The sequence below is a fragment of the Macromonas bipunctata genome (assembly GCF_002837135.1).
Taxonomy (GTDB): domain Bacteria; phylum Pseudomonadota; class Gammaproteobacteria; order Burkholderiales; family Burkholderiaceae_C; genus Macromonas_A; species Macromonas_A bipunctata.
Map to the genome: position 1 here is coordinate 7819 of NZ_NWBQ01000013.1, position 14323 is coordinate 22141.

The 14323-nt window shown below is 53.0% G+C and carries 8 protein-coding genes and 1 pseudogene; 7 read left to right on the forward strand and 2 right to left on the reverse strand.

Going from position 1 to position 14323, the window contains the following annotated elements:
• Positions 1–49 precede the first annotated feature (49 nt).
• The 3 genes from CON76_RS13785 to CON76_RS02010 all read left to right on the forward strand — a co-directional run bounded on the left by CON76_RS13785 (position 50) and on the right by CON76_RS02010 (position 4442).
• Complete coding sequence (locus CON76_RS13785) at positions 50–823, forward strand: RCC1 domain-containing protein (protein WP_169928959.1); 774 nt, start codon at positions 50–52, stop codon at positions 821–823.
• A 1108-nt stretch (positions 824–1931) separates the two neighbouring features.
• Complete coding sequence (locus tag CON76_RS02005; protein ID WP_240592721.1) at positions 1932–3446, forward strand: putative Ig domain-containing protein; 1515 nt, start codon at positions 1932–1934, stop codon at positions 3444–3446.
• Positions 3447–4109: 663 nt separating this feature from the next.
• Positions 4110–4442 carry a hypothetical protein gene (locus CON76_RS02010; RefSeq protein ID WP_101101583.1) on the forward strand — a complete coding sequence of 111 codons (333 nt, stop codon included), beginning with the start codon at positions 4110–4112 and terminating at the stop codon, positions 4440–4442.
• A 991-nt stretch (positions 4443–5433) separates the two neighbouring features.
• Here CON76_RS02010 and CON76_RS13435 read toward each other — a convergent pair.
• Positions 5434–7389, reverse strand: coding sequence for a putative Ig domain-containing protein (locus CON76_RS13435; RefSeq protein ID WP_240592722.1), 1956 nt, complete (start codon positions 7387–7389; stop codon positions 5434–5436).
• 544 nt (positions 7390–7933) lie between these two features.
• Here CON76_RS13435 and CON76_RS02020 point away from each other — a divergent pair.
• The 4 genes from CON76_RS02020 to parA all read left to right on the forward strand — a co-directional run bounded on the left by CON76_RS02020 (position 7934) and on the right by parA (position 13862).
• A complete protein-coding gene (locus tag CON76_RS02020) occupies positions 7934–8254 on the forward strand; it encodes a LexA family protein (RefSeq protein WP_101101585.1) in 321 nt (106 codons plus the stop codon).
• Between the two features lie 198 nt (positions 8255–8452).
• On the forward strand, positions 8453–10465 hold the full coding sequence (locus CON76_RS12720; RefSeq protein WP_145995304.1) for a site-specific integrase: 2013 nt from the start codon (positions 8453–8455) through the stop codon (positions 10463–10465).
• Positions 10462–13140, forward strand: a complete 2679-nt coding sequence (locus CON76_RS02025; RefSeq protein ID WP_145995305.1) for a toprim domain-containing protein — start codon at positions 10462–10464, stop codon at positions 13138–13140. The genes CON76_RS12720 and CON76_RS02025 overlap by 4 nt, the downstream gene beginning before the upstream one ends.
• 65 nt (positions 13141–13205) lie before the next feature.
• Complete coding sequence (parA, locus tag CON76_RS02030; protein WP_101101589.1) at positions 13206–13862, forward strand: ParA family partition ATPase; 657 nt, start codon at positions 13206–13208, stop codon at positions 13860–13862.
• A 256-nt stretch (positions 13863–14118) separates the two neighbouring features.
• Here the strand turns inward: parA and CON76_RS02035 are convergent.
• Positions 14119–14323 (reverse strand): annotated as a pseudogene (locus CON76_RS02035) (IS5/IS1182 family transposase); the annotation flags it as partial.

Sequence of the window (14323 nt, forward strand, 5' to 3'; positions counted from 1 at the left end):
AACTACGGATAGCTGGGTGCCTGTGGCTGTTGTTGGCCTGACGTCAGGTGTGGCATCCATCATTGCGGGCGAATATCACACATGCGCCATAACCACGGCTGGGGGCGTGAAGTGTTGGGGCTGGAACAAATACGGCCAACTCGGCGACGGCTCAACTACGGATAGCTCGGTGCCTGTGGCTGTTGCGGACCTGACGTCAGGCGTAGCTTCTATCAGTACGGGCGAATATCACACATGCGCCCTTACCATGGCTGGGGGCGTGAAGTGTTGGGGCGCGAACTGGGACGGTCAACTCGGCAACCCCTCGTACGCGGATAGCTCGGTGCCGGTGGCTGTTGCGGACCTGACGTCAGGCGTAGCTTCTATCAGTGGTGGCTCCAAACACACCTGCGCTTTGACCAAGGCAGGGGGCGTGAAGTGTTGGGGCCGGAACACTCATGGTCAACTCGGCGACGGCTCAACTACGGATAGCTCGGTGCCTGTGGCTGTTGTTGGCCTGACGTCAGGCTTGGCTTCTGTCAGTACGGGCGAATATCACACATGCGCCATAACCACGGCTGGGGGCGTGAAGTGTTGGGGCTGGAACGAAGACGGCCAACTCGGCGACGGCTCAACTACGGATAGCTCGGTGCCTGTGGCTGTTGCGGACCTGACGTCAGGCGTAGCTTCTATCAGTGGTGGCTACCACCATACCTGCGTCGTCACCACGGCTGGGGGTGCGAAATGCTGGGGCGCGAACTGGTCCGGTCAACTCGGCAACCCCTCGTACGTGAATAGCTCGGTGCCGATGGAGGTCATCAATCCGTATGTCGTCAATCCGTAATAGGCTTGTCAGCAGGCTGGCTACATACGCGTTCGCGCCTAAAACAGAATAGCTAGTAGCCCCCAAAGCCCTGCGGTCCTCACCTCAGGGCTTTGACTTTCCAGCGTTCTCTCAGCTTTTCTTTGCATACGGTATTACGATAGTACCATATCCCTAAGCCCCACCGAAACTAAAACTAACTGGTATACCGCTAAAAGCCAAATACTAAAGGCACTGAGCCGTAGTCGTAAAAATCACCTCCGAGACTCGGTCGTAGGTGCCCGCCACACCACCAAAATTGAAGCCTAGAGTGCCGCTGTCGCGTGCTGGTCGAGGTTAAGAACTTGCCAACCAAGTACCAGCCGGGGAGGACGGACACTGCTTTTTTGCTGAAAACAGGCGGCTTGTACCAGTACTTTGGGGAAAACTGTACCAGCAACTGTTATTGCCAATCGAATTACCGGTGGTAGCTGACCACATCGGCACTCCTTCCACCAAAAAGCCATTAAATTAGCGGTGGACGCATAATGCCTGGGCAAAAAACCCATAATTTTAGGTTCGGTTAAGGTCAAGAAATTTTTACTTGATTTTGAATTCCAACTTCTAATTGGACGCTGGTTGTACCTATACTTTATTAGGTAGCCATTGAGGCGCCACCTTATTTGGAGTCATTATGTTTTCTCTCATTATCACGATTATTTCCATTGCACTAACCGTCGCTGTAACCGGCGGTACGATGTATTACATTGGCTCATCGACGGACAAAGGTACTGTTGAAACGGCTGCTGCTGGGCTACTGGGTCAAAGCGAACAGTTAGGTGTCGCAATTCAAATGCACTCTGTGCAAGACGGCGGCATCTTGTCTGACGTGCAACAGTTGGTTGCTAAAAAGTATTTAAGTACCATGCCCGTGCCCCCCGACGCGGCTTACTCCACAGGGCAAATTCCGTCCGCCAATGATTGGAAAATAATGCAAGCGGGCAAGCTACCTGTTGTAACTCTACAAGCTAAATTGCGTGAAGATGCCTGCCTCGCATTGAACAAGCAACACACAGGAACAGCAATCATTACGTCGGCCCTGGACCCTCGCAAACGAATTCAGTGCTTTGGCACCAGTGAGCCCTACAGCGTGGTCGTCAATCAAAGTGGCGACGAAGCAGTGCTGACCGCTGCCGTCACCGCTTGGAACGACAACCTGGCTCTGGCCGGGGAGGGTGCTTTAGCGGTAGAGGAGAACGCTGTAATACCAGTACCCGTGGACGCAGGTGGGCCAGTGGTTACATCCGGCGATGTTAATCTGGCCATTGCTGCACTACCCCAGTGGAAAGTGGGCCAGTTTGTGAACTACGACTTCAAGGCTTTGTTCAGTGACAGTCAAGATGCCGCGCCATTGATGTCAGAAGTGGTGTGGAGCGCTGAAGGCACTTTGCCAGCCGGACTGACGTTGGACCCAGTCACGGGAGTGTTGTCCGGCACTCCGACGGCCAAGGGAACCTTAGACTACACCGTCAAAGCCACGTACAAGGATGCTACCGGGCAGCAGGTGTACAAAATTGTGGTGCAAGGGATTGAACTGGAAGTGGTCTCCATCAGCGTGGGCCGTTACCACACCTGCGCCGTAACGACCTCCGGGGGCGCGAAGTGCTGGGGCAGTAACGGCCACGGCCAACTCGGCAACAACTCGACCACGTCTAGCAGGGTGCCGGTGGATGTTTCGGGGCTGACTTCGGGCGTGGCGTCTATCGACAGTGGCCTGTCCCTCACCTGCGCCGTAACGACCTCCGGTGGCGCGAAGTGCTGGGGCCTGAACGACTACGGCCAACTGGGCAACAACTCGACTACCAATAGCTGGGTGCCGGTGGATGTTTCGGGGCTGACTTCGGGCGTGGCGTCTATCGACAGTGGCTATGGGTACACCTGCGCCGTAACGACCTCCGGGGGCGCGAAATGCTGGGGCCTGAACGGCGACGGCCAACTGGGCAACAACTCAACTACGAATAGCTCAGTGCCGGTGGATGTTTCGGGGCTGACTTCGGGCGTGGCGTCTATTGTCAGTGGCTCTGACCACACCTGCGCCGTAACGACCTCCGGTGGCGCGAAATGCTGGGGCTCGAACCGCTACGGCCGACTCGGCAACAACTCGACTGACGATAGCTGGGGGCCAGTGGATGTTTCGGGGCTGACTTCGGGCGTGGCTTCTATCGCCAGTGGCTGGGGCCACACCTGCGCCGTAACGACCTCCGGTGGCGCGAAATGCTGGGGCCTGAACAGCTACGGCCGACTGGGCAACAGCTCGACCACGGATAGCTGGGTGCCGGTGGATGTCTCAGGGCTGACTTCGGGCGTGGCGTCTATCGCCGGTGGCTATGAGCACACCTGCGCCGTAACGACCTCCGGTGGCGCGAAATGCTGGGGCCGGAACTACAGTGGCCAACTCGGCAACAACTCGACTGACGATAGCTGGGTACCCGTGGATGTTTCGGGGCTGACTTCGGGCGTGGCGTCTATCGCCGGTGGCTGGGCTCACACCTGCGCCGTAACGACCTCCGGTGGCGCGAAATGCTGGGGCGATAACAGCAGCGGCCAACTCGGTAACAACTCAACCACGAATAGCTCAGTGCCGGTGGATGTTCTCAATCCTTAATAGCCCCACCAGCAGCCATCCTAGATAAGAGTTCAACCGGCTCACAATCGCACGCTGTAGCTAACCTACACAGCCCTGAGGTTCACGCCTCGGGGCTTTGACTTTCCAGCGTGCTTTCAGCATTTTCTTTGCATACAGTATTACGATAGTACTATATCCCTAAGCCCCACCGAAACTAAAACTAACTGGTATACCGCTAAAAGCCTAATACCAGTCAAGGCGCTGAGCCGTAGTCGTAAAAAGCACCTCCGAGACTCGGTCGTAGGCGCACGCCACGCCACCAAAATTGAAGCCTAGAGTGCCGCTGTCGCGTGCTGGTCGCGGTTAAGAACTTGCCAACCAAGTACCAGCTGAGGTGATGCGGGCACTGCTTTTTTGCTGAAAACAGGCGGCTTGTACCAGTACTTTGGGGAAAACTGTACCAGCAACTTGCGATTTGAGGGGTAGAGGTTTTCTGGGAGTGTTTTCTGGGAGGCTGGGCAAGGCGCTGTAGAGGGAGAGAGGTGGTTTTTTGGCCTAGAAAACTCTGGTGTGGGGGTATCTGGGGACCTCTTCATTATTTGACGAGTTTTCTATCCGGCAAAAGTGGAAAAAAATGGCCTAAAAATGGGGTGTTTTCATTAAAGCTAGAAGTGTACTTCCATCGAGGGCAGCGTTAACTACATGCGCAACGTCGCAGGCGACGGTTCTGATATCGATAACATCATTTTGTTCGGCGGCGGTCAAAGCATCTTCGCCCGCACCATTTTGTCGTACTACAAAAACCACACCATCTATGTCCTCGGCGACGCTCAGTTCGCCAACACCAAAGGCTACCAAGCCGCCGGCGAAGCTATGCTCAAATTGCCAATGTCCGTCCTGCAAGGTGACTTGCCCGAACTGACGGTTCTTAGCCAAGATACCCCTGCAAAAGTACCAGCAAAGGCACCCACCGCCCTGAGCAGTACCCCCACAACCCCCATGAAGAAAATGTCTGAAGTAGCAACCGATATCTAAGCACCGCCACACCCAATCTGGCCCGGTTAGGCGGCTAGGTTGGGTGCGCGCTATAGCGGATTAGCGCAAATTGTCTAGGACAAATTTTGAGCAGGCTTCAACGAGAAAATGCTTAAAAGCCAACCAACAGCCCAAAAACCACCCCGCCGCGCAGGTTTCTGGGAGGGTCTTCATTATTTTTGGCCGAAACCCAATAATGAACCCACTTTTCGGCCAAGAAACCGGGCCCTAGAAACCCAAAAAAGCTTCACTCCGAAAAAAGGCCCAAAACCGGCATTTGCTGGTACAAATCCACGTTTCTCCTAGGAGAAGGGCGTGTACCAGCACTTGTACCAGCAAAAATCGGCCTGAGTACCGAAAACCAAAAAACCCATGTAAGTAGTTGATTTATATAGATTATTTACATACTCACTGTTGTACCAGCACTTTGTACCAGCACTCACTTTTGTGTACCAGCAACCCGTGTACCAGCAAGTTTTACTGGTACATACTGGTACAGTTTGCTGGTACATCTGGGCTACTGCTACCTAAGTGGTTGATTCTTTTTGAAAAAGTAGGCGAAATCAGGCTAAATTTGACCCCCAGACCAGGCTTCCGTGTACCAGCAAATTTGCCCCGTGTACCAGCTCTTCTGGAACATTTCTTGGAAAGGCTCTAGCCACCTTGACCAGGCTCCGGTTCGCAAGCACAAGCCACTAGCTCAGCCGCTCGGTATCGCGTTTGGGTGGGTGTAAAAGTCTCGCAGTTGCCCTCCACAGTTGCGGCTCAGCGCCTTGACTGGTATTAGGCTTTTAGCGGTATACCAGTTAGTTTTAGTTTCGGTTGGGCTTAGGGATACGGTACTATCGTAATACCGTATGTAAATAAGATGCTGAAGGGACGCTGGAAAGTCAAAGCCCCGCGGCGTGAACCTCAGGGTGGTGTAGGTTAGCTACAGCGTGCGGTTGTGATGCGGTTGAACTCTTATCTAGGATTGCTACTGGTAGTGCTATTACGGATTGAGGACATCCCCCGGCACCTCGCTATCCGTGTTCGAGGTGTTGCCCAGTTGGCCGTTGCCGTTCCCGCCCCAGCATTTCGCGCCACCGGAGGTCGTTACGGCGCAGGTGTGGTAATAGCCCAAGCTGATGGAGACCACGCCCGAAGTCAGCCCCGAAACATCCACTGGCACTGAGCTACCCGCGAATGAGTTGTTGCCCAGTTGGCCACTGTAGTTCCGGCCCCAGCATTTCGCGCCACCGGAGGTCGTTACGGCGCAGGCGTGGACATCGCCACTGGCGATAGAAGCCACGCCCGAAGTCAGCCCCGAAACATCCACCGGCGCCAAGCTATTCGTAGTTGAGTCGTTGCCGAGCTGGCCATCGAAGTTTCGGCCCCAGCATTTCGCGCCACCGGAGGTCGTTACGGCACAGGTGTGGTCAGCGCCACTGGCGATAGAAGCCACGCCCGAAGTCAGCCCCGAAACATCCACTGGCACCAAGCTTTCGTCAGTCGAGTTGTTGCCGAGCTGGCCGTAGTAGTTTTGGCCCCAGCATTTCGCGCCACCGGAGGTCGTTACGGCACAGGTGTGGCTACCGCCACTGGCGATAGAAGCCACGCCCGAAGTCAGCCCCCAAACATCCACCGGCACCCAGCTAGGCGTGGTCGAGTCGTTGCCGAGTTTTCCGAATTGGTTATCTCCCCAGCATTTCGCGCCACCGGAGGTCGTTACGGCGCAGGTGTGGTACAAGCCACTGTCGATAGACGCCACGCCCGAAGTCAGCCCCGAAACATCCACCGGCGCCAAGCTATTCGTAGTTGAGTCGTTGCCCAGTTGTCCGAGCAAGTTCCAGCCCCAGCATTTCGCGCCACCGGAGGTCGTTACGGCGCAGGTGTGGCTATCGCCACTGGCGATAGAAGCCACGCCCGAAGTCAGGTCCGCCACATCTACTGGCACCCCGCTTTCGTCAGTCGAGTTGTTGCCGAGTTGTCCGGCCCAGTTATCTCCCCAGCATTTCGCGCCACCGGAGGTCGTTACAGCGCAGGTGTGGCCCCCGCCCCCGCTGATGGAAACCACTTCCAGTTCAATCCCTTGCACCACAATCTTGTACACCTGCTGCCCGGTGGCATTCTTGTACGTGGCTTTGACGGTATAGTCCAATGTGCCCTTGGTCGCTGGGGTGCCTGACAAGACCCCGGTGGCCGAATCCAATACCAGTCCGGCTGGCAAAGTGCCCTCAGCGCTCCACACCACTTCCGACATCAATGGCGCGGCATCTTGACTGTCACTGAACAAAGCCTTGAAATCGTAGTTCACAAACTGGCCCACTTTCCAGGCCGGCAGCGTTGCGGTTGCCAAGGACACGGTGCCCGAGCTGGCAACTGCGCCTCCCGCGGCCTGGGGCTGCGGCAAGGGCGTTGAGCCCGGAGGCGTGGTACCGGCGGTTACCGCATCATTCCAGCTGTCCACCGAATCTACGGCCAGTTTACTGTCGGTCGACGTATTAATGAGCACGCTGTAGGGCGCTGCGGTGCCGTAGCACTGGATGCGCAACGTGGGGTCGATGGTTTCCCGGATGGTTGAATTGCCCTGAAACTTCTCGTTGAAGGCCAGGCAGACTTTTTCTTTGATTTTGGCTTGCAACACCACCACAGGGCGGTTTGCTTCTTTGACGACCCACCAATCGGAGGCTTTCGGGGTACCGGAGGCATACGCCCGCTCTGGCGGGACAGGCACTTGGGCTAGGTAGTTGCCGGTTACCAAGTCCGGCACCGAAGCCAGCAGGCCTGGGGCTTGTAGGCCTCGCATGTCAATCGCGGCCGCAATCTGTTCGCTCTGTGTGAGGAGCTGCGCCGCTGCAGCCACATCGCCGCCTTCGTCGGTTGCCGAACCAATGTAATACATCGTGCCGCCCGTGACAGCAACGGTCAGTGCAATGGAAATAATCGTGATAATGAGAGAAAACATAATAACGCCAAGTAAAGACCGTGGTTGCGTAGTAAACGTATAGTCACGCCCAGCATCTAGCTAGCGGCCTAGATTCAAAATAAATCAAAAATTTAATGGGTTTTTTGCCCAAGCCCAATCAGCTGAGCCAACTACCGCAAAATAGCTGGATTACGCTTCGAGGATGTAACTAGAGAGCGCCGTCTAGCCCAATGTTAGTACGTGTGATAATAGACATACTATGCTATCAGCATACGGTATTATCGTAATACGGTATTCCTCAAAAAGCTCCCTGTAGGTAGCTTTGTCCCACTGGCCAAAGATTTTTGCGGCCATGTCCTGACCATCCTGAGTTGGCTCTGCGTGGTCGAGCTGTGGCCACGCGTTTCTACGTCGTCACTGCCAAGACCAAAAACAGTGGCACACACTACAGGATGCGCTCAAGTCAGCCACACGCCTTGAGCGGTCTTGTATGGAGGCGGCTGCGGGTTTTTACCTACGTGCGCCACCCATTAATTTTGACAACTACCTTGACATCCAGCCAGCTATCGGGTAACGTATCCCCATGATTTGCGCATCGCACCAAGTTCCAAGTTTTGCCCGAGACAACGTCTTAGGTATCACTCTGTTACCGCATCTGACCGACAGGCAGATGATGGTACTGCGCGCTATCTACACGAATGTTCAAGCTCAAAAGAGCTACCCGACCCAGCGCGAAATCGCTGGCCAGCTGGGGTGCTCACAGGCCGCTGCGCTTGGGCACATCAATGCCTTGGTGAAGAAGGGTTATTTGACCAAAAACATCGGCGAACATGGTCGAAATATGCGTCTAACTGTGTTGGCTATGGAAAAACTTAGAGGAGAGCCTCAGTTTGAACTAAGTTGATTCAGAGTCAAATAACCAAAAAGCCCGCTGGGGGCAGCGGGCTTCTGGTTGACATCATCTAGGCCATTCGGTTACGCACTAGGCTGTGGATTGTTGTTTTTATCGATGCTTTTTAAGCGATTCTATAAAAATCAACAACTTACGCGAATGTGGGTACCTGGATGCGTTTGATACTCTTCTTGGCGGTTGAGTACTAGCATGATGTCACAACTACTTAAGTTTGTCAATGTTGTGGCAGGACTAGTCATGAATAATGGTATACCAGTTGAGCCTGAGGGGCTCAAACTTCGGGGCATAGATGAGGGTGTAACTACCTCAGCTACAAGGCTGACGCAGGTCACCTATGCGGACATGGTTGCAGCCTTCATGCAGCATGAAGCCCCTGCTGTGTCCATCCAACAAGAGAACAACCGCTTATCCGCTCTTTCGCGGTTTCAAGAGTTCCTGGGCAGGGGAAAGGACAGCCCTGTCGGGCCCGAGTTCGGCATCGACTTCCCTAAATTTCTTGCTGATTTTTTGGCAGAGGGCCAACTCCTAAATAAGTCGGCTGGAACTCTGGCTAATCACAAGACTTTGCTAAAGCAGTGGAAATTGACTTGGGACCGATTCATTGAGGCGAATCGACCATTTACACGTCTTTGCGATGCACTTGAGCATTATTGCACACTAGCTAAATCTGCAAATCCAAAGCTGTCGAAACCGAGCTTGGCGCTAGCTGCTGGTTTGCACAAAAATTATATCACTACCGCTATAAAAGCTCAGCGTGTTAAAGCTCATCGAGTCGCCAATGTGACTGTTGGCTTAGGTAAGCTTGAAGTGCTGTTAGGTGCGCCTCCTAATTCCTTAACTATTTTTGCGCAAAAAGATTTCAAACTGCCAAGCGGGAGCTCAAGCCTCTATCCCTCGGAATACGCCCAAAAACTTTTACGCTTGAGCCAGACACCGTATGCGCTTGTTGAGTTACCGGCTCAACTAAAATCTGAATTCTCCGAACTCGTGAAGTTCAAGACAGCTTTAGTAACCGCTCCTCTCAAACGAAATGAAGCTTGGCGGTTACGCCCCAAGAAAGATTACGCTGACTATAAGTCCCGCTTTGAGATAGTCAGCCCTGATGGGAAAAACTATGCCCCGACGGCAGGCAAGGCTTTTGGCTTTGTCTCTAGTTTCTTTGGCGCGCTTAAATCTAACGGATACGACCCTGAGAATTTCAGTTTGGCGTATATGGCCGACATGAATCTAATGGGAGAGTACCTCGAATTCATGCGTGAACGAGGTGGGAGCATTACCAATACAGTTATTGATTGCATGATGTTTACGCAATCACTAATTTTTGAAAAGTTTGGATTTCTTCGCCAGCAACCCAAGTTTGGGTCGAGATTGTTGACTCCTGTACCGCAGGAGGACTGGGACGTCTGGTGTGAGGCTCAACGCGTCCAAAGCATTGAGACAGTTAAAGAACTCCGTAAAAACAGGCAAGTAAAGAAAGGCCGAGTTACTGATGACAACATTAAAGATATCTTAGACCGAAATCAGCCTATTACCGCTTTGTTTGAGCTCCGGGATAACATGGCGGAATTCTTGAATCGTAACTCTGGTTTAATAAGTTTCAGAGATAGACTTAGCCTAGAACGCGATTTGCTCCTGGTGCGGATGATTATTGTGCAACCACTGCGCATACAAATGTTCCGAATCATGACGTATCTTCCCAACAATAAGGGAAACCTATATCGCAGAGCTACAGGTGTATGGGCTATTAGGTTTAAGCCCGAAGATTTCAAGAATGAAAATGGCGCGGCCAAGATTATTTATGATGTGCCATTTAATGCTAGCTTTAATAAATTGTTTGAGCGGTATTTCTCAGAAATAAGACCCGAATTTGGTGATGATAGGCCTCTAGTATTTGTTTCCTTTAATCGCTCTGATTCGCCCATTGACCGAAATACAAGCAACTTAAGTGCAGCCTTTCGTCGGCGTACTCGTCAATTTCTTCCTGCCTGCCCTGCAGGTTTTGGCCCTCACGCAGTCCGGCACATTGTCGCAACCGATTACATCAAGAATCATCCAAGTGGATTTGAAGTTGCGGCTGCCGTGCTACATGACACGATACAAACCGTCTTGAAGCACTACGCCCACCTGAAATCTGCGGATAAACACAAGGTTTACCAAAAGTACCTGGAGTCTACTGAGCTCGCTTGGAGCAACGGCTCATGAGCGCCCGGCATTCCATTGATATCCCAGTTATCGCGGAATTTCTTGCGCAGAAAGCAGATAGTGTCGCTAGCTACTTATTTCCCAATGGAACCAAGGAGGGCCATTATTGGGTCATTGGTGATATTGACGGTAATCCAGGAAAGTCCCTGAAGATAAAAATCTCAGGTGACAAAGTAGGGCGGTGGCGTGATTACTCCGACCCTGTCCTTGGTGGGGACTTGGTGGAATTGTGGGCACTAAATCGTGGCCAGAAAAAACGCGATGCGCTGCGAGAAATCAAAAGCTACTTAGGTCTTCAGCTAGGTAGCGCTGTACCTACGCCTAAACCTACCCCACCAGTTGTGGCAGAAGCACCTGTTGAGCCGACTACCAAGCCTGTGAGGCGTATCAATCGGGATTATCACCAACAGCTGCGCACCAACCTGGCCAAGAACCCGGCAGCCTTAGAGTACCTGGCTGGCGAGAAGAGGGGCCTGACTAAAGCAACCCTAGACCACTTTGGGCTGGGCTTGTCGAGCGATTACATCCGTTCAGATGGCACCGTGACCTCAGCGGCTATTGTTGCTCCAATGCGCTCTCCCACCAGTGGGTTGTTTCTCAACAAGTCAGCTTACATTACCATTCCCGGGGTAACTCAGAATCCAACAGCGCCCAATGGCTGGATGAAAGGTGCACCACAATGCTACTTTGCCGACATTATTTCTAAGCAGCGTATCCTTTTTGTTTGCGAGGGCCTAAAAGACGTTTGGCGCCATTGGCAAGGTTTAGCGCAGGCTAATCTTGACAAGGACATTTTGCTTATCAGCTCAACCCACGGTAGTGCTATTCCTGCGGAATGGGAGGATGCTGATTTCTGGGCTAAGTGGAGTGCAGTTTATCTGGCTCAAGACAATGATGAGGCTGGGGATAAGATTGCCGAGCGCGTCCTTGAATTCGTAGGCCGTGAAGCTCGCCGCATCCGGGTTCCTGCGGAATTAGGCAAAGATTGGACTGATTTCTGGCAAAACGGCGGGACTATCGAGTATTTCAAGGAGTTGCTGGATGAGGCACCTGTCGCATCCGTCGCCATTTCCGTTGTCGAGCCCAAGCATAGTGTCCTAGATGGTCCACCTCGCATTGGTCGTTTCTCCCATAGGCCCGTTGATATCAATGGTGCCTACGTCAACGGTCATCTCTACTACCCAACAGAGACCCACGTCATTCGTCGCGATGAAGAAACCGGCATGATGGTGGAGCGGGTCGAAACCATGGTAGTGCGCTCTGACCGAACCACGCACACCGCCTTTTATGCGCCAGCCCCACCCGGAACTCCGCTGCACAAGCGAATCCTGAAGCTCTCGGACGGCACAGTAATCGTGAAGGAGCCTCGAGCTTCCACGCACCACACGTGGGACTTTGAGGCTATCCTAGCGTACCTGAATGGAAAGAACCGACCTAGGTCACTTGCGGTGCTCGTGCGCGAGGCCCAAGCTATCCTGAAGCAGGCGGTGTGGCTTCCGTACGAGGAAGACTATGTCACGCTGGCCATGACAGTACCTGTGACCTACCTTCAGTCTGTCTTTGAAGCAGTGCCTTTGTTGTTACTCAATGGCGAGGCAGGCAGTGGCAAGTCGCAGACTGGTGCGACTATGGCCAGGCTGTGCGCCAACGGCATGGTGGTGGGCCAAGGCACGGCTGCGTCCACTGCACGCTTGATTGATGAAACCCGTGGTTTTGTGGTTTTAGACGATGTGGAGTCTATTGCATCCAAAGCTGGTAAAGATGCCCAAATCAATGAATTGGTTCAAGCATTAAAGGTCTCTTATAACAAGAGCACTGCCGTTAAATATTGGACGGATATCAAGACCATGAAAGTGGAGCCGCTCAATTTTTACGGGGTGAAGTTGCTCAGTAACACACTTGGCGCTGATTCCATTCTTGAAACTCGGATGCTTAGAATTCAGACGCGCAAGATGCCCCCGGATATGGCTTCCAATGTTAGGGATTTCAGTCCTGAAGACCTTATTGCCCTTAGAAATCTACGCAATGAGTTCCACACTTGGGCGTTTGAGGCTGTGGGGGATGTGGCTAAGTGCTATAGAGAGGTTTACGATAAGAAAACCGACCGGCAGGATGAAATTGCTGCTCCGTTGCGCACGATTGCACGCTTGGTTAATGACCCAGAGTTAACTGCTATGTTGGAGGCTTTTCTGGCTCGCCAGCATTTAAACCAATCTGCTGCTTATCAAGATGACCCCGTTGCAACGCTCAAGGAAGCTGTCCGAAATCTCATTCGACAAGGATTTGATACGGTCACTGTGACGCATATACGCTTAGAGATGCGTGCACTCCTTGACGCTAATTATGGCATGTCGCATACCACTGAGATTCCTGAGTGGGACCGCCCCGAATGGCTGGGTCGTCAGCTTCGGTCTAATGATTTGATTGTTGAATCAGATATTGGACGCAAGCGTGTTTACGGAAAAAACTTGAGGTTGGTGCAGTTTTCGGATTGGATACTGAAATCGACTGCTTTGGTTCAGGACAGCGAGGGCAATGCAATCACCTTGAGGCCCACTAAGAAGCCAGAAGATTTTTGCCAAGGTTGCCAGAGTTGTCCATACCGAATGGCTGGATGCGAATTACAGGAGCTGCGCACTCGAGACGAATCATCTCGCGGGGCTATAAAACATTGAGCAGTCGATACTTCATTGGCTTTGTCCGATTGAGGTATCACTAAAGGTAATAAATAAGGATTTTTATGGCAGCAAAGATAATTTCCATAGGGAACCAGAAGGGCGGCGTGGGGAAGTCCACAGTGACGATGCAACTGGCTGGCGCACTTTCTCGGTGTGGCTTCAAAGTGCTTGTGGTTGATGCTGACGAGCAAGCAACCGTGACCAAGTGGTCCGCAATGAGCGAAGAAACCCCGTTTCCAGCCAGTGTTGTCGGCCTCGCAGCGGCAGAGGCCAAGTTGCATCGTGAGATTCAAAAGTTCGTTGACCTGTACGATTTCATCATTGTTGATTGTCCGCCCTCCGTTTCAGCACCAACACCGCAGTCTGCATTCCTGGTCTCGGACTTGGTGCTCATCCCCACTCGCCCGAGCCTGGCGGATATCTGGGCAGTTCAGGAAACCATCAAGCTTATCGAGCGCGCCAGGGCCGTCAACGATGGCGTCCGTACAGCTATTTTGCTTAATGCCAAGCAACCAAATACGCAAATGGGCCGAGATGCTGCGGATGTCCTCGCAGGTTTTGAAGCCCCCTTGTTGAAGACGGCGTTCCATTTGCGACAAGCCTACCCGCAGAGCGTGGCTCTCGGAGGTACGGTCTATGACGTGCTTGGCGCTAAACAAGCTCAGCAGGAAGTTGACTCCCTAACCAACGAAATCCTGGGATTGTTGGATATACGTTAGTATCTTTGTACGGTAGTATCGTAATATCGTATGTGCTTTGGTTTAACTTGGTCAACCTGTGGAAGGAGTAGCGCAAATGGCATTTATGAACCACGCTCGGCTATCCAGTATCGAAATACTTAGCGACTTCAGTATGCGGCTGTTTTTTGTTGGCGGAGAGGTCTGTACCGTGGACCTCAAGCCGTTGTTTGAGGAGTCTCTGGGCTTTGTTGCACAAAGCCATAACGGGACGGAATTCCCCTGACCCCAGACGGAGTTATGCCACGGCCACCGTGTCCGGGGTGCCCAGTTGCGTGAAGCAGTTGAGCAACGCCACGCGCACCTGCAACTCCGCCACCTGACGCTCGAACGTGCGTGCCATCACGCGCTCGCCCAAGCGCTTGAAGCAGTGCATCTTGGTCTCCACCAGACTGCGCCGGTGGTAGCCGCTCCAGCGTTTCCAGATTTTGCGCCCCAGTCGC

Excerpts from the sequence above, each read along its gene's own strand:
- CON76_RS12720 (WP_145995304.1), top strand. The coding sequence starts at position 8,453 with ATGATGTCACAACTACTTAAGTTTGTCAATGTTGTGGCAGGACTAGTC.
- parA (WP_101101589.1), top strand. The coding sequence starts at position 13,206 with ATGGCAGCAAAGATAATTTCCATAGGGAACCAGAAGGGCGGCGTGGGG.
- CON76_RS13435 (WP_240592722.1), bottom strand. The coding sequence starts at position 7,389 with ATGTTTTCTCTCATTATCACGATTATTTCCATTGCACTGACCGTTGCT.
- CON76_RS02020 (WP_101101585.1), top strand. The coding sequence starts at position 7,934 with ATGATTTGCGCATCGCACCAAGTTCCAAGTTTTGCCCGAGACAACGTC.
- CON76_RS02025 (WP_145995305.1), top strand. The coding sequence starts at position 10,462 with ATGAGCGCCCGGCATTCCATTGATATCCCAGTTATCGCGGAATTTCTT.
- CON76_RS02010 (WP_101101583.1), top strand. The coding sequence starts at position 4,110 with ATGCGCAACGTCGCAGGCGACGGTTCTGATATCGATAACATCATTTTG.